Origin of the sequence: Crenobacter cavernae, assembly GCF_003355495.1 — a bacterium.
GTDB classification, from domain to species: domain Bacteria; phylum Pseudomonadota; class Gammaproteobacteria; order Burkholderiales; family Chromobacteriaceae; genus Crenobacter; species Crenobacter cavernae.
The window spans coordinates 1,640,660-1,662,623 of the sequence record NZ_CP031337.1 but is presented as its reverse complement, the minus strand read 5'-3'; the positions used below and the strand labels follow the sequence as shown (position 1 = coordinate 1,662,623).

At 65.9% G+C, this 21,964-nt stretch carries 26 protein-coding genes; 8 read left to right on the top strand and 18 right to left on the bottom strand.

Features of this window, described 5'->3' with window-relative positions:
* The first annotated feature begins 1 nt into the window (after position 1).
* The 3 genes from pstA to DWG20_RS08030 all read left to right on the top strand — a co-directional run bounded on the left by pstA (position 2) and on the right by DWG20_RS08030 (position 3,330).
* Positions 2-850: a phosphate ABC transporter permease PstA gene (gene pstA, locus DWG20_RS08040; protein WP_342767276.1), complete on the top strand. Its 849-nt coding sequence runs from the start codon at positions 2-4 to the stop codon at positions 848-850.
* Positions 851-862: 12 nt separating this feature from the next.
* Positions 863-1,627, top strand: a complete 765-nt coding sequence (pstB, locus tag DWG20_RS08035; protein ID WP_115433322.1) for a phosphate ABC transporter ATP-binding protein PstB — start codon at positions 863-865, stop codon at positions 1,625-1,627.
* A gap of 233 nt (positions 1,628-1,860) precedes the next feature.
* Complete coding sequence (locus DWG20_RS08030) at positions 1,861-3,330, top strand: inorganic phosphate transporter (RefSeq protein WP_115433321.1); 1,470 nt, start codon at positions 1,861-1,863, stop codon at positions 3,328-3,330.
* A 99-nt stretch (positions 3,331-3,429) separates the two neighbouring features.
* Here the strand turns inward: DWG20_RS08030 and recG are convergent, their stop codons facing one another.
* The 3 genes from recG to DWG20_RS08015 form a co-directional block, all read right to left on the bottom strand.
* Positions 3,430-5,478 carry an ATP-dependent DNA helicase RecG gene (gene recG, locus DWG20_RS08025; RefSeq protein ID WP_115433320.1) on the bottom strand — a complete coding sequence of 683 codons (2,049 nt, stop codon included), beginning with the start codon at positions 5,476-5,478 and terminating at the stop codon, positions 3,430-3,432.
* A gap of 146 nt (positions 5,479-5,624) precedes the next feature.
* Positions 5,625-6,059 carry a DUF2147 domain-containing protein gene (locus DWG20_RS08020; protein ID WP_115433319.1) on the bottom strand — a complete coding sequence of 145 codons (435 nt, stop codon included), beginning with the start codon at positions 6,057-6,059 and terminating at the stop codon, positions 5,625-5,627.
* Positions 6,060-6,168: 109 nt separating this feature from the next.
* Positions 6,169-7,014, bottom strand: a complete 846-nt coding sequence (locus DWG20_RS08015; RefSeq protein WP_115433318.1) for a PhzF family phenazine biosynthesis protein — start codon at positions 7,012-7,014, stop codon at positions 6,169-6,171.
* A gap of 168 nt (positions 7,015-7,182) precedes the next feature.
* Between DWG20_RS08015 and DWG20_RS08010 the strand changes: the two genes are divergently transcribed.
* From DWG20_RS08010 to DWG20_RS08000, 3 genes are all read left to right on the top strand, one after another.
* Entirely contained in the window at positions 7,183-7,500 is a 318-nt protein-coding gene (locus tag DWG20_RS08010) for an ArsR/SmtB family transcription factor (RefSeq protein WP_115433317.1), read from the top strand.
* An 11-nt stretch (positions 7,501-7,511) separates the two neighbouring features.
* A complete protein-coding gene (locus DWG20_RS08005; protein ID WP_115433316.1) occupies positions 7,512-8,006 on the top strand; it encodes an ArsI/CadI family heavy metal resistance metalloenzyme in 495 nt (164 codons plus the stop codon).
* Between the two features lie 69 nt (positions 8,007-8,075).
* Positions 8,076-8,561 carry an arsenate reductase ArsC gene (locus DWG20_RS08000; protein WP_115433315.1) on the top strand — a complete coding sequence of 162 codons (486 nt, stop codon included), beginning with the start codon at positions 8,076-8,078 and terminating at the stop codon, positions 8,559-8,561.
* A gap of 116 nt (positions 8,562-8,677) precedes the next feature.
* Here DWG20_RS08000 and DWG20_RS07995 read toward each other — a convergent pair whose 3' ends face one another.
* On the bottom strand, positions 8,678-9,379 hold the full coding sequence (locus tag DWG20_RS07995; RefSeq protein WP_281269903.1) for an aquaporin: 702 nt from the start codon (positions 9,377-9,379) through the stop codon (positions 8,678-8,680).
* 119 nt (positions 9,380-9,498) lie between these two features.
* Here DWG20_RS07995 and DWG20_RS07990 point away from each other — a divergent pair, with 119 nt between their 5' ends.
* On the top strand, positions 9,499-9,915 hold the full coding sequence (locus DWG20_RS07990; protein ID WP_115433313.1) for a GFA family protein: 417 nt from the start codon (positions 9,499-9,501) through the stop codon (positions 9,913-9,915).
* A gap of 293 nt (positions 9,916-10,208) precedes the next feature.
* Here DWG20_RS07990 and DWG20_RS07985 read toward each other — a convergent pair whose 3' ends face one another.
* The 8 genes from DWG20_RS07985 to DWG20_RS07950 form a co-directional block, all read right to left on the bottom strand.
* Positions 10,209-11,021 (bottom strand): glutathione S-transferase family protein, encoded by an 813-nt coding sequence (locus DWG20_RS07985; RefSeq protein ID WP_115433312.1) that lies wholly within the window; start codon positions 11,019-11,021, stop codon positions 10,209-10,211.
* Between the two features lie 184 nt (positions 11,022-11,205).
* On the bottom strand, positions 11,206-11,592 hold the full coding sequence (locus DWG20_RS07980; protein ID WP_115433311.1) for a RidA family protein: 387 nt from the start codon (positions 11,590-11,592) through the stop codon (positions 11,206-11,208).
* 1 nt (position 11,593) lies between these two features.
* Positions 11,594-12,781 (bottom strand): radical SAM family heme chaperone HemW, encoded by a 1,188-nt coding sequence (gene hemW, locus DWG20_RS07975; protein ID WP_115433310.1) that lies wholly within the window; start codon positions 12,779-12,781, stop codon positions 11,594-11,596.
* Positions 12,778-13,371 (bottom strand): RdgB/HAM1 family non-canonical purine NTP pyrophosphatase, encoded by a 594-nt coding sequence (gene rdgB, locus DWG20_RS07970; RefSeq protein ID WP_115433309.1) that lies wholly within the window; start codon positions 13,369-13,371, stop codon positions 12,778-12,780. Before rdgB ends, hemW begins: the two co-directional genes overlap by 4 nt.
* Positions 13,372-13,663: 292 nt before the next feature.
* Positions 13,664-14,605 (bottom strand): tRNA dihydrouridine(20/20a) synthase DusA, encoded by a 942-nt coding sequence (gene dusA / locus DWG20_RS07965; RefSeq protein WP_115433308.1) that lies wholly within the window; start codon positions 14,603-14,605, stop codon positions 13,664-13,666.
* Positions 14,606-14,646: 41 nt separating this feature from the next.
* Positions 14,647-15,363, bottom strand: coding sequence for a ribonuclease PH (rph, locus tag DWG20_RS07960; protein WP_115433307.1), 717 nt, complete (start codon positions 15,361-15,363; stop codon positions 14,647-14,649).
* A 93-nt stretch (positions 15,364-15,456) separates the two neighbouring features.
* Positions 15,457-16,344, bottom strand: coding sequence for a PP2C family protein-serine/threonine phosphatase (locus DWG20_RS07955; protein ID WP_115433306.1), 888 nt, complete (start codon positions 16,342-16,344; stop codon positions 15,457-15,459).
* A gap of 9 nt (positions 16,345-16,353) precedes the next feature.
* Complete coding sequence (locus tag DWG20_RS07950) at positions 16,354-17,307, bottom strand: serine/threonine protein kinase (protein ID WP_245944684.1); 954 nt, start codon at positions 17,305-17,307, stop codon at positions 16,354-16,356.
* A gap of 118 nt (positions 17,308-17,425) precedes the next feature.
* On the opposite strand from DWG20_RS07950, the gene DWG20_RS07945 reads away from it, so the two are divergent.
* Positions 17,426-18,292: a YicC/YloC family endoribonuclease gene (locus DWG20_RS07945; protein ID WP_115433304.1), complete on the top strand. Its 867-nt coding sequence runs from the start codon at positions 17,426-17,428 to the stop codon at positions 18,290-18,292.
* Positions 18,293-18,428: 136 nt separating this feature from the next.
* Here DWG20_RS07945 and DWG20_RS07940 read toward each other — a convergent pair whose 3' ends face one another.
* From DWG20_RS07940 to fliS, 6 genes are all read right to left on the bottom strand, one after another.
* Complete coding sequence (locus tag DWG20_RS07940; RefSeq protein ID WP_115433303.1) at positions 18,429-19,295, bottom strand: NAD(P)-dependent oxidoreductase; 867 nt, start codon at positions 19,293-19,295, stop codon at positions 18,429-18,431.
* A gap of 130 nt (positions 19,296-19,425) precedes the next feature.
* Positions 19,426-19,761 (bottom strand): EscU/YscU/HrcU family type III secretion system export apparatus switch protein, encoded by a 336-nt coding sequence (locus DWG20_RS07935; protein WP_115433302.1) that lies wholly within the window; start codon positions 19,759-19,761, stop codon positions 19,426-19,428.
* Complete coding sequence (gene fliK, locus DWG20_RS07930; protein ID WP_245944683.1) at positions 19,742-20,770, bottom strand: flagellar hook-length control protein FliK; 1,029 nt, start codon at positions 20,768-20,770, stop codon at positions 19,742-19,744. The genes DWG20_RS07935 and fliK overlap by 20 nt, the downstream gene beginning before the upstream one ends.
* A gap of 32 nt (positions 20,771-20,802) precedes the next feature.
* Positions 20,803-21,165, bottom strand: coding sequence for a DUF2802 domain-containing protein (locus tag DWG20_RS07925; RefSeq protein WP_181880875.1), 363 nt, complete (start codon positions 21,163-21,165; stop codon positions 20,803-20,805).
* A gap of 57 nt (positions 21,166-21,222) precedes the next feature.
* Positions 21,223-21,531, bottom strand: a complete 309-nt coding sequence (locus DWG20_RS07920) for a hypothetical protein (protein WP_115433299.1) — start codon at positions 21,529-21,531, stop codon at positions 21,223-21,225.
* Positions 21,518-21,955 carry a flagellar export chaperone FliS gene (fliS, locus tag DWG20_RS07915; protein WP_115433298.1) on the bottom strand — a complete coding sequence of 146 codons (438 nt, stop codon included), beginning with the start codon at positions 21,953-21,955 and terminating at the stop codon, positions 21,518-21,520. Before fliS ends, DWG20_RS07920 begins: the two co-directional genes overlap by 14 nt.
* Positions 21,956-21,964: the final 9 nt, after the last annotated feature.

The window sequence follows — 21,964 nt, the reverse complement described above, 5'->3', positions numbered from 1 at the left end:
CTTGAATAATTCGATCTACCGCCGCCGCCGCTTCACCAACGCCTTCAACATGACGGCGTCGATGATGACCATGGCGTTCGGCCTGTTCTGGCTCGCGTGGATCCTCTACACGCTGTTCTCCTATGGCTTTTCCGGCATCTCGCCGGACGTGTTCACCAAGATCACGCCGCCGCCTGGCAGCGAAGGCGGCCTCGTCAACGCGATCTACGGCAGCCTGTTGATGACCTTCTTCGGCACGCTGATCGGCACGCCAGTCGGCATCCTCGCCGGTGTGTATCTCGCCGAATTCGGCAGCCGCGGCTGGCTCGCGCCGGCCACCCGTTTCATCAACGACATCCTGTTGTCGGCGCCGTCGATCGTGATCGGCCTGTTCATCTACGAGGTGTACGTGATCTCGGTCGGCCACTTCTCGGGCTGGGCCGGCTCGTTGGCGCTGTCGCTGATCGTCATCCCCGTCGTGGTACGCACCACCGAGAACATGCTGCGCCTGGTGCCTAACAGCCTGCGCGAGGCCGCGGCCGCGCTCGGCGCGCCGCAGTGGAAAGTCATCATGTACGTGACGCTGCGCTCGGCCAAGGCCGGTGTCTTGACCGGCATGCTGCTCGCGGTGGCGCGCATTTCCGGCGAGACCGCCCCCTTGCTGTTCACCGCGCTGAACAACCAGTTCATGAACTTCAACATGAACCAGCCGATGGCCAACCTGCCGATCGTGATCTTCCAGTTCGCGATGAGCCCGTACGAGGACTGGCACACGCTGGCCTGGGCCGGCTCGCTGTTGATCACCCTCTCGGTGCTGTCGCTGAACATCTTCGCCCGCTGGCTCGGCAGCCAGAAAACCCAATCGCATTAAGGCTGGACGACCATGACCGCAAAGAAAACCAAGCTCGAGGTCAAAGACCTCAACTTCTACTACGGCTCCTTCCACGCGCTGAAGGGCGTCAACATGGAGATCGAGGCCAAGCAGGTGACTGCCTTCATCGGCCCGTCCGGCTGCGGCAAGTCGACGCTGCTGCGCACCTTCAACCGCATGTTCGAACTCTACCCGGGCATGCGGAGCGAAGGCGAGATCCTGCTCGACGGCAACAACGTGCTGGGCCGTGACATCGACGTGAACCTGTTGCGCGCGAAGGTCGGCATGGTGTTCCAGCGACCGACGCCGTTCCCGATGTCGATCTACGACAACATCACCTTCGGCGTGAAGCTGTACGAGAAACTTTCCAAAGCGGAAATGGCCGACCGCGTCGAGTGGGCTTTGAAGAAGGCCGCGCTGTGGGAAGAGGTGAAGGACAAGCTCAAGCAGTCCGGCAACTCGCTGTCGGGCGGCCAGCAGCAGCGTTTGTGCATTGCGCGCGCGGTGGCGTCCAAGCCCGAAGTGCTGCTGCTCGACGAACCGACGTCGGCGCTCGACCCGATCTCGACCGCGCACATCGAGGAGCTGATCCACGAGCTCAAGGAGGACTACACGATCGCCATCGTCACGCACAATATGCAGCAGGCGGCGCGCGTGTCCGACTACACGGCCTACATGTACCTGGGCGAGCTGATCGAGTTCGGCGAGACCGACAACATCTTCACCGCGCCGAAGAAGAAGGCGACCGAAGACTACATCACCGGCAAGTTCGGCTGAGCCGGAAAGCCTGGACTAGCCTCGACAGAACCCCCGTCGCGCGACGGGGGTTTTTCTTTTGTTTTCCGTCACTTCACGCCGTTATGCCGCCGTATTTGCTTCGCCCGCGTCAAGCCGGTCACGGCATTTCCGGGGCGGGTGACACACTGTTAAGAAAAGTTTACATGTAAGCCTTGACGCGACCCGCCCGCCCGCCAACAATCGCGCCTTTCTATCATCCGTTCCCCCTCATCATGCTGGAGATGTTCTCAGGACTGGAGCCGACGATCGCCGTCACCCTGATCCTGTCCTTGGGCTTCGTGCTCGCTTTCGAATTCATTAACGGTTTCCACGACACCGCCAATGCGGTGGCGACCGTTATCTACACCCAGTCGATGAAGCCGCAACTCGCGGTGGTGTTATCCGGGATCTTCAACTTCCTCGGCGTGTTCGCCGGCGGCCTCGCGGTCGCGTACGCGATCGTCAACCTGCTGCCGGTCGACCTCCTGGTCTCGGTCAACTCGGCCAAGGGCCTGGTGATGGTGTTCTCCCTGCTGGCGTCGGCCATCATCTGGAACCTCGGCACCTGGTACTTCGGCATCCCGTCGTCGAGCTCGCACACGCTGATCGGCTCGATCCTCGGCGTCGGCATCGCCAACTCGCTGCTCAACGGCACCACGCTCGCGCACGGCGTGAACTGGGGCAAGGCGATCGACGTCGGCCTGTCGCTGTTGCTGTCGCCGCTGGTCGGCGGCGGCCTCGCCGCGCTCCTCGTGCTCGCGCTGATCAAGCTGCGCCCCTTGAGCAACATCCACAAGACGCCGTTCCAGCGCCAGCAGGTCGAAGGCCGCAAGCACCCGCCGTTCTGGGCGCGCTTCATGCTGATCGTCTCGGCGATGGGCATGAGCTTCTCGCACGGTTCGAACGACGGCCAGAAGGGCGTCGGCCTGGTGATGCTGGTGCTGATCGGCATCGTGCCGGCGCAGTTCGTCGTCAATATGGAGAGCGACGCCTACCAGATCGAGCACACGCGGCTGGCCGCGGTGCACATGAAGGAGTTCTACCAGCGGCACGAGGCGGCGTTCGCCGCCAAGTACCCGGCCAAGGCCGAGCCGCTTGCCGCCGGCAAGCCGTTCGAATGCGCGCCGACCGACACGGTCCCGCATGCCGACGCGCTGCTCGCGGCGATCGGTTCGGTGCAGAGCTACCAGGAACTGCCGGCCGACAAGCGCTGGGAAGTGCGCACGCAGCTTTTGTGCCTCGCCGACGCGGCCAAGAAGGCCGACAAGTTGCCGGGCGTCACACCGGCCGAGAAGCAGCGCGTCAAGAGCCTGCACAAGGATCTGACCGCGACCACCGAATACGCGCCGTTCTGGGTGGTCGTCGCCGTCGCGCTCGCGCTCGGCATCGGCACGATGATAGGCTGGAAACGCGTGGTGAAGACCGTCGGCGAAAAGATCGGCAAGAAGGACATGACCTACTCGCAGGGCATGTCGGCGCAGATCGTCGCCGGCACATCGATCGGCCTGGCGAGCCTGTTCGGCTTCCCGGTGTCGACGACGCATATCCTGTCCAGCGCGGTCGCCGGCACCATGGTCGCCAACCGCGCCGGCCTGCAGTTCTCTACCATCCGCAGCATCCTGATGGCGTGGGTGCTGACGCTGCCGGTGTGCATGAGCCTCGCGATCGGCTTCTACTGGCTGGGCGTGAAGCTGTTCGTGTAAGCCTGCTAGCATGTCGACAAAAAGCCGCGTCCTCAGACGCGGCTTTTTGTTTGGTGATGGTTGCCATGCTCGGCCAACCTTAAGAAGGTTGGCCGAGCTTCAGGCGTTCAGGAAATGCTCGCGACCGGCGAGCCAGCGCCTCAGGTGGGCCTCGGCCAACGCCGGGTGCTGCCTCAGCATCTCCGGCGCGAACGCCTTCGCCTCCTCGAGCAGCGCGATGTCTTCCTCGAGGTTGGCGAAGCGCAGCATCGGCAGGCCGCTCTGGCGCGCGCCGAGGAATTCGCCGGGCCCGCGGATCAGCAAGTCCTGGCGCGCGATCTCGAAGCCGTCGGTGTTTTCGTAGATGACCTTCAGCCTCGCCTTGGCGATCTCCGACAGCGGCGTCTCGAACAAGAGCACGCAGCTGCTCTTGGCCGCACCGCGGCCGACGCGGCCGCGCAGCTGGTGCAGCTGCGCGAGGCCCATCCGTTCGGCGTGTTCGATCACCATCAGGCTGGCGTTCGGCACGTCGACGCCGACCTCAATCACCGTCGTCGCGACCAGGACCTGCAGCCAGTTGTCGGAAAACCGCCCCATCACGTCGGCCTTCTCGGCCGACTTCATCCGGCCGTGCACCAGCCCCACTTCTATAGGCGCCAGCTCCTCGGACAGCACCGCGTGCGTGTCGACCGCCGTCTGCAATTCGAGCGCCTCCGATTCCTCGATCAGCGGGCACACCCAGTACACCTGCCGTCCTTCGGCGACGGTGCGGCGCACGAAGGCGATCACCTCGTCGCGGCGGCCGGCGTTGATCAGCTTGGTGACGATCGGCGTGCGCCCCGGCGGCAATTCGTCGATCACCGACACGTCGAGGTCGGCATAGAAGCTCATCGCCAGCGTGCGCGGGATCGGCGTCGCCGACATCATCAGCTGGTGCGCTTCGCCGCCCTTGTCCTTCAGCGCCAAGCGCTGGCCGACGCCGAAGCGGTGCTGCTCGTCGACGATGGCCAGGCCCAGCCGGGCGAACGCGACGTCGTCCTGGAACAAGGCGTGCGTGCCGACCGCCAGCCGAGCCGAGCCGTCGGTGATCTCGCCGATCGTCTCGGCCTTCTGCTTCTTTCTCAGGCTGCCGGACAGCCACACCACCTTCACGCCGAGCGGTTCGAGCCAGCCGCTCAATTTGAGGTAATGCTGCTCGGCGAGGATCTCGGTCGGCGCCATCAGCGCGACCTGGTAGCCGGCCTCGATCGCCGACAACGCCGCCATCGCCGCGACGATGGTCTTGCCGCTGCCGACGTCGCCCTGCAACAGCCGGTGCATCGGGTGCGTCTTGGCCAGGTCCGCGTCGATTTCCTCAAGCACCTTGGCTTGCGCGCCGGTCAGCGCGAACGGCAAAAGCTCGGCCAAGCTTTTGCGCAGCTCGCCAGTTCCGACGAGCGGCACCGCCCTGCCCTTGCGGCGCGCGCGGTAGGCGAGCCGCATCGACAGCTGCTGCGCCAACAGTTCGTCGAATTTCAATCGCTGCCACGCCGGCAGCGTCGGGTCGGTCAGATCGCGCGCCGAGTATTCGGGCGTCGGCGAATGCAAGAGCCGCACCGCGTGACCGAAGTCGGACAGGTCGAGTCTTTGTTTGAGGTCGGCCGGCAGCGTGTCGGCCAGGTTCTGCACCTTGACCTCGGCGGCGATCATGCGGCGCAGCACCGGCTGCGTCAGGCCGTTCACCGTCGGGTAGATCGGCGTCAGGTGGTCGGCCAGCGGCTCGCCCGCGACCACCTCGCGGATCTTCGGATGGATGATCTCGTCGCCGTGAAAGCCCCGCTTCACTTCGCCGAGCGCGCGCACGCGCCGGCCACGCGCGAGCTGCTTTTGCTGGCTGGGATAGAAGTGGATGAAACGCAGGATCAGCGTGCCGGTCCTGTCCTCGATCTGGACGATCAACTGGCGACGCGGTTTGAACTGCACCTCACTGGCTATCACCTCGCCCTCGACCAGCACCGGCTGGCCGTAGGGCGCGTCGGCGATCGTGTAGAGGTGGGTTTCGTCTTCGTAGCGCAGCGGCAGGTGCAGCACCAGGTCGAAGCGGCGGCGGATGCCGAGCTTCTCGAGGCGTTTGGCGGTGGCCGGTGCGGCGGCGACCGGCTGGTTGGCGATATCGGCGGACACATCCATGCGGCGATGGTAGCGCAAAAATGCGAAACGGGCGCAGGCGGGGGAATGCGAAAAGGCCCGGCAACGCCGGGCCTGTCTGAATCTTGCTGCCCTTCTTCCCTACACCGCCAGGTTCACGACGTCGGCGAGCAGCCTGAATAGGCTAGCTACTGGCGTTCCCAGGTCTGGGTGCGGCCCAAGAGCGACACGCCCATGAAGCCGCGCACCTCGAGCTTCTTGCCGCCTTCGGCGAGCTTCATCTTGGCGCTGTAGACCGAGCCCTTTTTCGGGTCGAGGATCTTGCCGTCTTCCCAAGCGTCGTTGCCGGCCTTTTTCAGCCCCCACAGGATGGTCATGCCCTCGACCGGCTTGCCCTTCCTGTCGCCGTCGCACTTGTCGCACACCGCGTCCGGGTTGGCGAACAGCTTGACGATGCGGCCGGTCAGCACGCCGCCCGGGTTCTCGGTAATCTGTACCAGCGCCTTCGCCTGGCGGGTCTCGTCGTCGATGGTCTTCCAGGTACCCGCCGCCGAATCGGCCAGCGCATTCCCGGCGAAGGCCAGCGCCACAGCGGCCGGCGCCAGTTTCAGCAATGCTTTCATGATCTTCCTCTTCTCTTGTTGACCCGCTTCTCGTGTTGGCCCGTTTTCAAACGGTTGTTTTACACCAGAATCTGCCAGCCGCCGTGCGCAGCGTCAAGAAAGGCTTCCCTCAGTCCGGCAACACCAGCGAGCCCTGTCCCACGAATACCACATCGCCGCCGACGCGGATCGCGCCTTCGGCCGAGACGTCGAGGTGCAGCAGGTTCAACCGGTGGATCGTTTCGCCCTGCAGCAAGCGCCACGACAGCGGCAGTTCGACGCCGCCCAGCACGCACCAGCCGCCGAGGTTGGCCGCCGCCGAACCGGTGCCCGGGTCTTCGCGCAAGCCGCCGTTGTCGGCGAAGAACAGCCGCACCGTCGCCTCGCCGAATTCCTCGTGCCACAGGTAGGCGAGCTGGTGCGCCGGGTCTTCGCCGCAATAGGTGAAGAACAGCGGCAGGTCGGGCTGAGCGGTCAGCACCGCCTCGCGGCTGGAAAGACGGATCAGCAGCTGCTCGACGCCGGTGTTGACCCAGACCGGGTCGGCGGCGATGTCGTGCTCGGCCAACTTGAAGGTCGCGGCGGCCTCGGCGCGGTTGAAACCCGCCGGGCGCTGCGTCGGCGCGTTGGCGGTCAGCGTGAAGCGGTGGCCGTCGATGGCGACCGGGATCACGCCGGCGTGGGTTTCGAGCCTTACGGCGTCGCCCTGCCCCTTGAGTTGCGCGACGACGTAGGCCGAACCGAGCGTCGGGTGGCCGGCGAACGGCAGTTCGGTGGCCGGCGTGAAGATGCGCAAGCTCGCGTCGGCCTTGTCGGACGGGAACAGGAACACGGTTTCGGACAGGTTCATCTGCCGCGCGACCGCCTGCATTTGTGCGTCGGTGAGACCGGTGGCGTCGGTGAATACAGCGAGCGGGTTGCCTCCGTCGAAGTCGCGGGTGAATACGTTGACGAGCTGGAAGGCGTAGTCGGCCATGAAGGTCTCCTCATTCTGATGCTTCACCTTAATGGCCGACGCCGGGCGGGACAAGCGACAAAAGCCCGGCCAAGCCCACCGCCCGGCAGGACACCGACCGGCAGCACGGCACAGCCGGGAGTAAGACCACCCTTGCCTTCGATTCGATATTTCCATAATATTGGAAACATGAATCAGACAGACGCCGTCAAACGCCTCGCCGCGCTGGCGCAGGAAACCCGCCTCGCGGTGTTCCGCGCGCTGGTGCAGGCGGGCGACGCCGGAATGACGCCCGGCACGCTCTCCGAAACGCTGGCCCTCGCACCGGCCACGCTATCCTTCCATCTGAAGGAACTGGCCAACGCCGGGCTGGTCGCCAGCCGCCAAGAGGGTCGCTACATCCACTACCGAGCCGACTACGCGGCGATGAACGCGCTCGTCGGCTACCTGACCGAGAACTGCTGCGCCGGCACCGCCTGCGGTGCGCCGGCCACGCCGTGCTGCTGAAAGGACTCCCGATGAAACGCTTCCATGTCCACGTATCGGTAGAAAACGTCGCCCAGAGCCTCGCGTTCTACTCGGCGCTGTTCGGCTGCCAGCCGGCGGTGGTCAAGGACGACTACGCCAAGTGGATGCTCGACGACCCGCGCGTCAACTTCGCGATCTCGGCGCGCGGCGCGGCGGTCGGCGTCGACCACCTCGGCATCCAGGTCGACAGCGACGAGGAACTGGCCGCGCTCGAGCGACAGCTTGCGGCCGCCGACGTGGCCATGCTGACGCAGACCGGTACCGCCTGCTGCTACGCCGAATCCGACAAGCACTGGGTGAGCGACCCGGCCGGCATCGCCTGGGAGGCCTATCACACGCTGTCCAGCGTCCCGACCTTCAACGGCGCTGAAGCCGTCGCCAAAGCCAGCGCCTGCTGCGCGCCGCTTAAACCCGAGCCGGTGAAACTCGAGACGAAGCCGCGCATCAGGCTCGGCGAATGCGCGCCCGGCAGCGGCTGCTGCTAAGCACACTCTAGGGTTGGCCGAGGCTCGGCCAACCTTCGGTACAACATCCACACACACCAAGAGACCGCCATGAGCGAAAAAACCTACAACGTGCTGTTCCTGTGCACCGGCAACTCGGCGCGCAGCGTGATGAGCGAAGGCCTGCTCAACATCATGGGCCGTGGCCGTTTCCGCGCGTACAGCGCCGGCAGCAAGCCCTCCGGCCGCGTCAACCCGCATGCGATCGCACTGCTCGACGAAGTCGGCTACGACACGTCCAGTCTGCGCTCCAAATCGTGGGACGAATTCGAGGGCGCAGACGCGCCGGTGATGGACATCGTCATCACCGTGTGCGGCAACGCCGCCGGTGAAACCTGCCCGATCTGGCCGGGCCACCCGAGCACCGCGCACTGGGGCTACGAAGACCCGCACGGCGACACCGAAGAAGCGGCGCGCGCGTCGTTCAAAAAGATCTTCGGCCAGATCGAGAAGCGCATCGCGCTCCTCGTCGCGCGGCCGGACGACAAGCTCGACAAGCTGGCGCTCAAGGCGATCGGCGAGACGCCCAACGAGTAAACCGCTGGCAAGGCAAGCGGCCAGCAAAAAAACGGACGGGCAATCCCGTCCGTTTTTTCATGGGCGCGCGCGCATCGATCCGCCCAGAACCGGCTCGCTGCGACCGGCCGCCGTTATCATCCGCCGCGCCTGACCTCGGCCAACCCTTGTTCCTGTTGCCCGCCGGCCAGAAGCCAGCGCACCGTCGCCCAGCCGGCCAATGCCCCGGCCAGTTGGGAGAGCACGAAGCCGCCGACGTCGGCCGGGCGGATGCCGGCGAAGGTGTCGGTCAGCGCGCGCGCCAGCGTCACCGCCGGGTTGGCGAACGAGGTCGACGCGGTGAACCAGTAGGCGGCGAGGATGTAGCAGGCCACCAGCGCCGCCACGCGCTCCCGCGCGTGCCGCACGCCGAGGCCTATCGTCAGCAGCAGGCCGAAGGTCGCGACGCCTTCCGCCCACCACTGCGCGCCGCCGCTGCGCACGTGCTGTGAGAACTGCAAGAGCGGCAGATCGAACATCGCGTGCGCCGCCCACACGCCGGCCACCGCACCGGCGACCTGCGCGATGACGTAAGCTGCCGTCTCGCCTGTGCCCTTCTCACCCGACAGCCATGCGGCAAGCGTCACCGCCGGGTTGAAGTGCGCGCCCGAGATCGGGCCGAACAGCGTGATCAGCACGTAGAGCCCGCCGGCGGTCGCCAGCGCGTTGGCCAACAGCGCGATCGCGACGTTGCCCGCCGCCAGCTTCTCGCCCATCACCCCAGAGCCGACCACCACCGCCAGCAAGAGCGCCGTGCCGAGCGCCTCGGCGGCCAGTTTCCTCGTTTGCATCGTCTTCATTCCCATATTTCCAACAACATGGAAATATTAACCGAAGCCGGCCGGCGGTGACAGCTCGCGCGCAAGCCGCGGAACAAAAATGCCATAATCATTTTATTCCACGCTACCGATTTCCACTGATGACCCGCTCCCCCGCCCCGCTCGCCGGTTCCTGCCTGTGCGGCGCCGTCGCCTACCAGGTCGACGCGCTCGCCACGCCCATCCAGCACTGCCACTGCCACACCTGCCGCAAGGCACACGCCGCCGCCTGTGCACCGACCGCCGGCGTACGGCCGCAGCACTTCCGCTGGCTGCGCGGCGAGGAACGGCTGAAAGGCTTCGAATCGTCGCCCGGCAAGCGCCGCCACTTCTGCGGCGACTGCGGCAGCCATCTGCTCGCGATCCGCGAAGGTCGCCCGCTGTGGGTGCTGCGCGTCGCGACGCTCGACACCGCGCCTCCCCCCGTCGATGCCTGCCACATCTGGATGGAGCACGCCGTGGACTGGCTCGAGGCGGACGACGCCCAGCCGCGTCACGAGCGCTTCGCTCCGGCCTGACAGGGTTGGCCGAGACCTGGAGCGCTATGTGCGGCTCTATAAGCTGCATTTGCCTCGATTGGCACTGCAATAGCGGACGCCACTTCGGGCCATGAAGGACTGGCAGAAACAATAGCCGGGTTTATTCAAGAAACGCGTCAGCCATCGTCCGGGGCCGAACACGTAAGAAGCACAGCACATCGTGCCGAATGACCCCAACGTTGGCCGAGCACAGCGCATGAAAAACGCGCCCTTTGGACGCGTTTCTTAGCGCATGGCCAACGTCAGCCGAACGGAATGGCAATGCGCTACGCTCATTGCGCCTTCAAGCGCGGCTTTTCGCGGCGGGCGTTCTCCAGTACGGCGGCCACGGCCAGGCGGCCGAACCTGGCTTCTTGTGGCTCGGGTGCCTGTTCGGCCTGTTTATCGCCCCACGGGTAATAGCGCGACCACATGCGCTCGCAATAGAACTTCAGGTTGGCGTGCCGCTCGGCGTTGGTACGGATCGAAGTTTCAAACACCGGACACAGCACGCTGGCGACAAACGCGAACACGGTAGCGTCGGCCCCGCTCGGGGTTTCTCCGAGCAGATACGGCTTGCTGCCGAGAATGGTCGCCAAGGCATCGATGTCGCGCGTGGCCCGCTCGGCGATTTCGTCCATGCTCTGGAAGCCCAGACCGTGCGCGCGCAAGCGATTGACCACCTTGCGGCGCGTCGCCCGGCGCACCAGCGGACGCAGCGGCGCCAGCACCCCGCGGAAAAACCGGGCCGGGCCGTGCCGAAAGTTCTCGTCGATGGTCCAGCGCATGTGTTCGATCGCAAAATACAGGTGCTCTTCCAGCATCTTCTCCACAGACCACGCGAACGCCCGCTCGACCCGGCTGTAGCCGGCGTCAAAATCGATGCCGTACTGACGTTCCAGATAGGAACGGATAAACGAGGAATCGGCGACCTCCTGGCCGTTGCCGTCGATATACGGCAACTTGCCGTGGGGTGCTTCGTGAAAGCCGCGAGTGCGGGTGCGATACGGCAGCCCCGCCATCTTGAGCAGAATCTCGGCCTTCATGACAAAGGGGCTGGGATCGGGCAGGCCCATTTCCGGGCCGAAGGTATACAGGGTGATCATGGCGCGGCTCCGGTGCGAGGCAACTCGGCGACTTACTTATGCATACTCAATGTTTGTGCATCTGTCAAATTCGCTTTTCATTCATTAAATCGAATACTTATAACACTCCCCCCTGCGTCGGCCGGAGCCAAAAGAAAACGCGCCCCGTGGGGCGCGTTTCTCATCGCGATGATGGCGTTCTGGCTTACTCGCCGAGCACCAGCACCGCTTCAGCTTCGACCAGCACGCCCTTGGGCAGCGAGGCCACGCCGACGGCGGCGCGCGCCGGGTACGGCTGGCTGAAGTACTGCGCCATGACCTCGTTGAAGGTCGCGAAGTTCGACAGGTCGGTCAGGTAGGCGTTGAGCTTGACGATCTGGTTCAGGTCGCCACCGGCCGCCTCGCACACCGCCTTCAGGTTCTTGAACACCTGGTGCGTCTCGGCGGCGAAACCGCCTTCGACCACGGTCATCGTCGCCGGATCGAGCGGGATCTGGCCCGACAGGTAGACGGTGTTGCCGGCTTTCACGGCTTGGGAATAGGCGCCGATCGCGGCCGGGGCCAGGTCGGTGTGGATGATTTCGCGGGCCATATCAGTCTCCTTCTTTCAGGAACAGGGTGAGCAGGTCGTTGAGAAAACGTTGGCCGAGCTCGGTCGGCCGGATCGTGGCGAGGTCACGCGTGATCAGACCACGCGCCTCGGCCTGTTTCAGTTCGGCTTCGATCTTTACCAATGGCAGGCCGGTGCGTTCCATGAACAGGCGGCTCTCGAAGCCTTCGGTCAGCCGCAGCAAATTCATCATGAACTCGAACGGCAGGTCGGCCTTGTCGACGTTGTGCAGGCTCTGGTTCGGTTCGCCGGCGGCGACGGCCTTCAGGTAGGCCGCCGGCTGCTTGGCGCGCATCGAGCGCTCGATGCGGTCGTGGAAGGACAGCTTGCCGTGCGCGCCGGCACCGATGCCGAGGTAGTCGCCGAACTGCCAGTAGTTGACGTTGTGGCGGCTGCGTTGTCCCGGCTGGGCGAATGCCGACGTCTCGTAGTGCTCGTAGCCGGCCTCGGCCAACCTTCGTTCGATCGCCTCCTGCATCTCGGCCGACGCGTCGTCCTCGGGCAGGTTGGCCGGCACCTGCACCGCGAACAGCGTGTTCGGCTCGATGGTCAGGTGGTAGGCGGACACGTGGCTGACGCCGAAGCCGATCGCGGTGTCGATGTCCGACAGGGCCTCGGCCAAGGTCTGATTCGGCAGCGCGTACATCAAATCCAGATTCACGCGGTCGAACGTGTTCAGCGCGATCTCTACCGCGGCGCGCGCCTGGCCGGCGTCGTGGACGCGGCCGAGCGCCTTCAGGTGACGGTCGTCGAAGCTCTGGATGCCGATTGACAGGCGGTTGACGCCGGCGTCGCGGAAACCCTGGAATTTTTCGGCCTCGAAGGTACCTGGATTCGCCTCGAGCGTGATCTCGGCGTCCGGGTCGAGCTTCACGCGCATGCGGATGCCGGTTAGCAAGGCGTCGATCGCCGCGGCCGACAACAGGCTCGGCGTGCCGCCGCCAATGAAGATCGTCCGCACCGGCCGGCCCCAGATCTTCGGCAGGTCGAATTCCAGGTCACGCAGCAGCGCGTCGACGTAGGCCATCTCGTCGAAGCCGCTCTTCGCCTCGTGCGAGTTGAAGTCGCAGTAAGGACACTTGCGGATGCACCAGGGCACGTGCACGTAGAGCGACAGCGGCGGCAGCTCCTTCAGCCCCCATCGCAGCTGGTCGAGCGAGACGATGCTCATGCCAGCGCCTTCAGGCGCGCGATCAGCGCCGCGAGTGCCTGGCCGCGGTGGCTGACGCGGTTCTTCTCGGCCGCATCGAGCTCGGCGGCGGTACAGCCCCGCTCGGGCAGGTAAAAGTACGGGTCGTAGCCGAAGCCGCCCTCGCCCGCCGGGCTGTCCTGCACCTCGCCCAGCCACACGCCGTCGGCGACGATAGGGTGCGGGTCTTCCGGGTGGCGTACCAGCACCAGCACACAGGTGTACCAGGCGCGGCGGTTGGCTTCGCCTTGCAGTTTTTCGACCAAGAGCGCGTTGTTGCGCGCATCGGATTTCGGTTCGCCGGCGAAGCGCGCCGACAACACGCCCGGTGCGCCGCCCAGCGCTTCGACGCAGATGCCGGAATCGTCGGCCAGCGCCGGCAGACCGGTCACACGGCTCGCGTGGCGCGCCTTTTCCAGCGCGTTCTCGACGAAAGTATGATGCGGCTCCGGGCACTCGGGCACGCCGAGCTCGCCCTGCGGCACCAGCTTGATGCCGAGCGGCGCGAAAAGCGCGGAAAATTCCTTCAATTTGCCGGCGTTGTTGCTGGCCAGCACGATGCGGTCGAACATGCGTTCTCCTGGGCGAGCCCGGTTACTGGCTGCGATTTAGCCATAGAACCGGGTGGCGCTGAAAGCGAAAAATCGGCCGGCGGAAATTATTCCGACAACCCTGCAATCTGCAATTATTTTTTCGTGTGGAATGGCTGTTTTACAGCTAAATTCACCAGTGTTTTCCGACATAGCGAGACATCATCGCAGGCCGACCGTCGCAGCGGGCGCTCTTCCGAGCGGGGCCGGCGGCGGCGAAACGACAAGGCCGGCCGGGCTTCACGCCTGGGCCGGCCGGCTCTGACGGCGGGGCTCAGTCCCGGCCCATCGCGTCGCGCGCGGCGAGCAAGAGGCCGCCGTCGGCGTCCTTGAGCAGCGTTGAATCCGACAGCATGCGCCGCCAGACGCGAGCGCCGGGCACACCCTGATACAGGCCGAGGATGTGGCGCGCGATATGGCGCAGGTTGGCGCCGGGCTCGGCCAACCTTTGTTCGACATAGGGCAGCATCGCCTCGACCACCGCGTCGCGGCTCGGCGCGTCGTCCGCCGCACCGTAGAAGCGCGCGTCCCAGTCGGCCATCACCCACGGGTTGTGGTAGGCCTCGCGGCCGACCATCACGCCGTCGACGTGTTCGAGGTGGGCTGCGATCTCGTCGTGGGTTTTCACGCCACCGTTGACCAGGATCTCGAGGTCGGGGAAGTCGCGTTTCAAGCGGTAAACGTAGTCGTACTTGAGCGGCGGGATCTCGCGGTTTTCCTTAGGCGACAGGCCCTTGAGGATCGCGTTGCGCGCGTGCACGACGAAGGTGGTGCAGCCGGCGTCGGACACGCGGCCGACGAAGTCGCGCACGTAGTCATAGCTTTCGACCTCATCGATGCCGACCCGGTGCTTGACGGTCACGTCGATATCGACGACGTCGCGCATCGCCTTCACGCAGTCGGACACGAGATCCGGCTCGGCCATCAGGCAGGCGCCGAACGCGCCCTTCTGCACGCGCTCGGACGGGCAGCCGACGTTGAGGTTGACCTCGTCGTAGCCCCATTGCTCGGCCAACCTTGCGCAGCGCGCCAGCTCGTCGGGCTCGGAGCCGCCCAGCTGCAGCGCGACCGGGTGCTCGGCGTCGTCGAAGCGCAGATGACGCGACACGTCGCCGTAAAGCAGCGCGCCGGTCGTCACCATCTCGGTGTAGAGCCAGGTGTGCTTCGTGATCAGCCGCGCGAAGTAGCGGTAGTGGCGGTCGGTCCAGTCGAGCATCGGGGCGACCGACAGGCGGCGCGCGGGTAAGGCTTTTCGGCTCACAGTTCGAGCGCCCGTTTCTGCTCGGCGATCAGCTCGGCGATGCCCTTCTCGGCCAGTTCGAGCAGCGCGTTCATCTCCTGGCGCGAGAAAGGCTCGCCCTCGGCGGTGCCCTGGACCTCGATGAAGCGGCCGGAGGCGGTCATCACGACGTTCATGTCGGTGTCGCACGCCGAGTCTTCCGGGTAGTCGAGGTCGAGCACCGCCTCGCCGTCGACCACGCCGACCGAGATCGCCGCGACGAAGTCCTTGATCGGGCTCTCGGCCAGCTTGCCGGCGGCGATCAGGCCGGAAATCGCGTCGTGCAAGGCGACGAAGGCGCCGGTGATGCTCGCGGTACGCGTGCCGCCGTCGGCCTGGATCACGTCGCAGTCGATGACGATCTGGCGCTCGCCGAGCTTTTGCAGGTCGACCACGGCGCGAAGCGAGCGGCCGATCAGACGCTGAATCTCCTGGGTGCGGCCGGACTGCTTGCCGCTTGCCGCCTCGCGGCGCATGCGGCTGTTGGTCGAGCGCGGCAGCATGCCGTACTCGGCGGTCACCCAGCCCTGCCCCTTACCCTTGAGGAAGCCGGGCACGGTCTCGTCGACGCTGGCGGTGCAGATCACCTTGGTGTCGCCGAATTCGACCAGCACCGAACCTTCGGCGTGACAGGTGTAGCGGCGGGTGAGTTTCACCGCACGCAGGGCGTCGGCGGAGCGTTGGGAGGGGCGCATGGCAGGGTCTCGTCCAAAAACCGTAGATTATACAAGCTCTTGGACGCGGACTCGACCCCCGCCGGCATCGATGCGCCGGCGGGGCAAGGCAGATCAGGAAGCGGGGAGAGCCGGCGGCAGCTGGCTGGCGAGGATTTCGCGGTGCGCAATCGCGACGTTGCGCTCGCACGGCGCCGCCTTGCCGTGGCGCGATTCGGCGCGGGCGGTGTCGATCAGGTCGGCTCGCTCGGCCAACTCGACCGCGTCGGGCAACAAGGTGATCGCGATCGCGGTCAGGTTGTCGCCGCTCACGCCGCCGCGTCGCTCGGCGACGTTCATCAGCGCCGGCATCACCTGGCTCACCGTGCGCCCGGTGAACACCTTGGCCCACTCGGCGTCGTGGATGTAGCCCCACAAGCCGTCGCTGCACAAGAGCACCGTCTGGCCGGGCACGAGCGCCTGGCGCTCGCCGATGTCGATGTCGGGCTCGGGCGACGCGCCCAGACAGTTGTAGATTTTGTTGCGATCCGGGTGAACGCGGGCGGTCTCCTCGGTCAGCAAGCCCTGGTCGATCATGCGTTGCACCTGCGAATGGTCGCGCGAACGCAGGCGCACGCCGTCCTGGTCGATCAGGTAGAGGCGCGAGTCGCCGACATGGCACCAGTACAGCATGCCCTGCTGGATCAGCGCGACGACGACGGTGGTGCTCGGCACCTCGGGCAGGTGATGGTCGATCGTGTAGTCAAGGATGGCCTGGTGAGCGGCGCTGACCGCGTTGACGAGGAAGCGGTTCGGATAAGCGATGCCGGGCTGTGCCTGCTGGTGGAAGCAATCGATCAGCACGTCGCTGGTGATCTGCGCCGCCACCTCGCCCTGCAGGTGGCCGCCCATGCCGTCGGCGACGACCAGCAGGGCCGCCTCTTCCGAATACGCGAAAGCACAGCGGTCCTGGTTGTAGGCGCGGCCGCCGGTCCGGCTGTCCTGGAAAAATGCCAGTTTCATGCCGACTCCTTATTCGACGCGACGCGTGATGTGCTTGAGCCAGCCCATCAGACGCGACGGCGCCTCGAGCGTCTCGACGGTGACCGGCTCCGGCTGCAGCGCAGGCGGCGTGTAGTCTTCCGACATCAGCTGCTTTTGCAGCAGCATCAGGCTGGCGGGCCGCTCGTCGGGCAGGAGCGCGAGGCAGCGGTCGGTCAATTCGGTCAGCTCCGGGGAATAGTAAGCGACGAATGCCTCGCTGGCCGGGGCCAGCTTGTCGCTCTCCTTGCGCTCGTTCGCCGGCGGCGGCGGCTTGCCGCCCATGCAGGTGTAGAGACAGGCGCCGATCGCGTAAATGTCGGTCCACGGACCGAGCGAGCTGTCGCGCTCGTACTGCTCGGGCGACGCGAAACCCGGCGTGTACATCGACGCGAACTGGCGGCTGCCGCGCATCAGCGTCTCGCGCGCGGCGCCGAAGTCGAGCAGCAGCGGCGCGCCGTTGCGACGCAGATAGATGTTGGCCGGCTTGATGTCCAGGTGCAAGAGGCGGTTCAGGTGCACTTCGCGCAGGCCGGCGATCAGGTGCGCGAAGATGCGCCGGATGCGGCGTTCGGACAGGCGCCCGCCGGCGAGTTCGAGCTCGCGCGACAGCGGGCGTCCCTCGGCGTACTCCATCACCATGTAGACGGTGTGGTTGGCGCGGAAGAAATTGCTCACCCTCACCACGTTCGGGTGATGGATGCTCGCGAGCACGCGGCCTTCCTCGAAGAAACACTTCAGGCCGAGATTGAACGAGTCGCGGTCGAGGTCGTTCTTCACCGTGACGGCAAAGTCCTCGTCGCGGCAGGCAAGGCTGTGCGGCAGGTATTCCTTGATCGCAAAAGCCTGATCCTGGTCGTCGAGGGCCAGGTAAACGATGCTGAAGCCCCCCACCGAAAGCTGGCGAACCACGGTGTAGTCCGACAGGCGGTAACCTGCTGGCAAAGGTTTCTGCGGCGCGGATTGAGTCATATCGGGGCCGTTGATATAGTGAACCGGGGTCTGAACCCGTAGCTTAGCCGTTCAGACCTGTTATGCGCTAATCATTCTACCGGAGCTTTCCATGATTTCTAGCATGACGGGATTTTCCGTCGCGACCCGCGACCTGCCCGGCGCGGTACTCAACCTCGAACTACGCGCCGTCAACCACCGTTATCTCGACCTGCAGATGCGCCTGCCCGAAGAACTGCGCCCGATCGAATCGCAACTGCGCGAACTGATCTCGGCCAAGGTGACGCGCGGCAAGGTCGAATGCCGGATTGGCTTCAACGCGAGCGAATCGGACGCGCCGTCGCTCGAACTGAACCGCGAACTGTTGAACCGCGTGCTGGCGCTCGGCGACGAACTGGCCGGCCTGCGTGCCGGCCTCGCGCCCTTGACTACCGCCGAACTGTTGCGCTGGCCGGGCGTGCTGAAAAGCAACGAGGTCGCCGCCGAAGCGCTGCAGAAGGCCGCGCTCGAGACGCTCGGCAAGCTGCTCGACGACTTCAACGCCAGCCGCGTGCGCGAAGGCGAAAAGCTGAAAGCCATCCTGATCGAGAAGCTCGACGGCATCGAAGCGATCGTCACGGCCGTTAAACCGCGCCTGCCGCAGATCCTCGAGGCGTATCTGGCCAAGCTGTCGACCAGGTTGGCCGAGGCGCTCGACAACGTCGACGACGACCGCATCAAGCAGGAGTTCGCGCTGTTCGCGCAGAAGATCGACGTCGACGAGGAGCTGGGCCGCCTTTCCACCCACGTCAGCGAAGTGCGCCGCATCCTGAAGGCGGGCGGCCAGGCCGGCAAGCGGCTCGACTTCCTGATGCAGGAACTGAACCGCGAAGCGAACACGCTCGGCTCGAAGTCGGTGTCGCCAGAGACGACGCAGGCGTCGGTCGAATTGAAGGTGCGGATCGAACAGATGCGCGAGCAGATCCAGAATTTGGAATAAGCCGCGCGCGGCTCGCCGCAATCTGGAGTGAACAAGCCCCGCCCCGGCGGGGCTTTTTGTCGGGCTCGGCCAGGCCGAGGCCGGCCAAGAAAAAACCGCCCGTATCGGGCGGCTTTTCATCGTGCGCGCGGGACGCTCAGTTATCTTCCCACACCAGCCGGGCGATCGCCGACGAATCGAGCTCGCCGTCGCCGCGCTCGATCAACTGGTCGATCAGCTCGGCGATGTGCGCCGACTCGGGCAGCTTGATGCCGAGCTCGCGGGCGGTCTCGAGCACGATGCCCATGTCCTTCTTGTGCAGCACCGCCTTGAAGCCGGGTGCGAAGTTGTCGTCGATCATGCGCTGGCCGTGGATGTCGAGCACGGTGCTGGCGGCGAAACCGCCCATCAGCGCCTGGCGCACCGGCGCCGGGTCGACGCCGCAGGCGCGCGCGAGCTTCACCACTTCGGCGATGCCGAGGATGGTCGCGCCGACGGCGATCTGGTTGCACGCCTTGGCGACCTGGCCGGCGCCCGAGTCGCCGATGCGGGTGATCGACTTGCTCATCGCGCTCAGCGCCGGGCGCGCCTTTTCCAGCGCGTCGGCCTTGCCGCCGACCATGATGGACAGCGTCGCGTTGATCGCGCCGACCTCGCCGCCGGACACCGGACAGTCGAGGAAGTCGACGCCGACCTCGGCCAACCTCCCGGCGATGCGGCGCGCGCCGATCGGCGAGATCGTGCTCATGTCGGCGCAGACGAGGCCCGGTGTCGCACCGGCGGCGACGCCGTTCTCGCCGAGCAGCACGTTATCGACATCGGCGGTGTTCGGCACGTTGGTGATGACGAGCTCGACCTCGCCGGCCAGTTCTGCCGGGCTGTCGGCCCAGCTCGCGCCGGCGGCGAGCAGGTCTTCGGCCGATTCGCGGCGGCGCGCCCACAAGGTGACCGCGTGACCGGCCTTCAACAGGTTCAACACACAAGGCCGGCCCATGATGCCGAGCCCGATAAATCCGACTTTCATCTTTTTCCCCTTTGCTTTGCGGCGGCCAGCGGCGGCGCATGGCCGTTGTAGGATTTCCGCGATTACGGTAGAGAAACGCACGGCGACGCACCAGAGACAGCCTGCCCGGTTTACGGGCGGGGCAGTCGGCTCAACCTTCGGCAGGCTGCGGGCGGGCGCTGCGCCAGTCGCCGAAGCGCGTGTCGGGAGCGAGCGTCTGCTGTTCGAGGAAGTAGACGAAGGCGAGCACCTCGGCGACGGCGCGGTACAGTTCGGGCGGGATCTGGCTGTCCAGGTCGACCTGCATCAACAGTGACACGAGCGCCGGCGAATCGTGCACGAACACGCCGGCCTCGCGCGCGCGTTCGACGATGCGGTCGGCCAGCTCACCGTAGCCCTTGGCGACGACGTTCGGCACCTTCTGCCCGTCGCGGTAAGTAAGCGCGACCGCCGAGCGGCGGTTGTCGTCAGGTTTCAAGGCGGGCATCGGACGCTACCGTCAATTGGGCGAGGTCAAGGCCGGCCGACGCCATGCCGCTCGTCAGCCGCGCACCGTGCCGCTCGATCAGCGCGGCCGAGTCGGCATCGTCGGCGGCGAAGCGCACCTGCACCGCGCCGCCTAAGAGCGTGAGCTTCACCGACAGGCCGCCGAGGCTGGGCAGGTCGAGGTCGAGCCGCGTATGCCAGGCGCGCGCCGACGCGTCGTCGTGATGGGCGTCGCGCTCGGCGACCTGTTCTTCCTGGATTGTCACCTGCGCCGGCTGACCCGGCCAGGCGAGCACCGGCATCTGCAGCTGGCGGTTCTCGAGCGTGTCGAGCTGGCGTTGCACGAGTTGGCCGAGCTCGGGGCTAGCCGCGCCCTGGCGCGCGGCATGAGCGCCGTCCTGCAGCCGGCCGCTCTCCAGCCGCGCCTGCGGTTCGTCCTTCAGCGCGTCGAGCGGCAGCCGTCCTTCGGACCAGGCCTTGAGATGGGATTCGTAGAACGCACCGCTCTTGCCGATCGCCTGCTTCAGACCGTCGGCCAACGTTTCGGGCTCATCGGGCCTGGAGCTCAACAGCGCGGGGGCGCTCTCGCGCGTGCCGGTCGCGCCGCGGCCACGGGCGGCGTCGAGCAGCCCGTTCAGGTACTGCGCCGAGCGGCTCAGCTGCACGTTGCTCGAACTGTCCGCGGCGGCCTCCGCCTCGGCGTTGCCGTCGAGCAGCACAAACGTCGGCGTGGGGTCGAGCCGGGTGACCTTCAGGTGCAAGGAGTCGCCGCGCACGGTGAGGTTCTGCGGCAGGTCGAGCGTGAAAGCGTTGCCCTTGATCAGCGCAACGAGGCGGTTACCGTCGAGCCGCTCGGCGACGCGCGCGTCGACCTCCTCGCCGACGACGAGCGAGGGCAGGCGCGCCGGCAGGACGCTCGCCTCGATCAGCGGCCGGCTGCCCTCGCGCAAGAGACGCACGGCCGAGACGCCTTGCGTGGCCGGCGTGCCGCCCTGCAAAGGGGGCGTCACGGAGGCGCCGGGCGGCGGGACGAGCGGGTTGATCATGAAGGGGAGTTGTTGCGGTACAGCGAGACGATCAGCTCGGCTTCGCTACGCGAAATACCGCAGCGCGCGGCGACCTCGACGGCGGCGAGACCCTGTCGGACGAGCTCGATCGCCTGCGCGTACGGCGTGTTGCCGGGGGCTTCGGAAGGCGCGATACGGCCAACGACAGGCTGAGGACGCTTCGCCGTCTGCTCGGCGAGAAAACGCAGGTCCTTCTGCAAGGACACGATCTGCTGCTGCAGATTCTCCAGATGGGCCGAATCTATCCGGCGCGCCATGTGCAAGGAACGCACCCAGGCCGCCAGGGCCGCGATGCCGAACATGGAGACACAGAGCAAAGACAAGACCAACCATTCCACGATCAGCATCCCGAAAGTTGAGGAGTTGGCCTAAAGCGAGAGAGACGCCACCGGAACCTAGCCGCCGTAGGTCTTGCTCAGCTTGCTTTCGGTTCTCAATAGCTGCAGGGTCGAGACCAACTCATCACGTTGTAGTGACATTCCCTGTCGGACGGATTGTACGTCCTCCAGCGCAGCGACCAACGCAGGCGCCACCGTCTGACCGCCGGCCAAGGCGCCGAGGTCGGGGAGCGCATTCTGCCATTCGAGCACCCGGTTGGCGAGTTCGATCGCCTCGTCCCAGTGCTCGGCTTCGACCAACTGCCGCAGGGTACTGACAGTATCGAACCATTGCCGCCAAGTCTCAAGGCCGTCAGGCTGCCCCATAGTGCAATCCTTGCCGGGCGGGCGCTTCGGCGGGCGCCTCGGCCGACCCTTTGCCGATCTGTGCCCACGCGCCCCTGATCTCGCCCAGCAAGCGTTCGACCTCGTCGAGCAGGGCCGGCTCGTTCTTCAGGTTGGCCTCCAGCAGGCGCATCCCGCAATATTCGTAAAGATCGGCGAGGTTGGCCGCCATCTCCCCGCCAGCGTCCCGATTCAGCGAGGCGCGCAGCCCTTCGTCGACGATCGCCACGGCCTTGCCGATCAGGCGCCCCTTCTCGGCAATATTTCGATTCACCATCTGGATACGCGCCTGCCGGATCGCCGCGATGGCGCCGTCGAACAGCATCAGCACCAGCTTGTGGGGGCTGGCCGCCTCCACCTCGACTTCGAGCGCATTCTGGTACGCGTTCAGATAGGGATTACGCATCGCATCGAT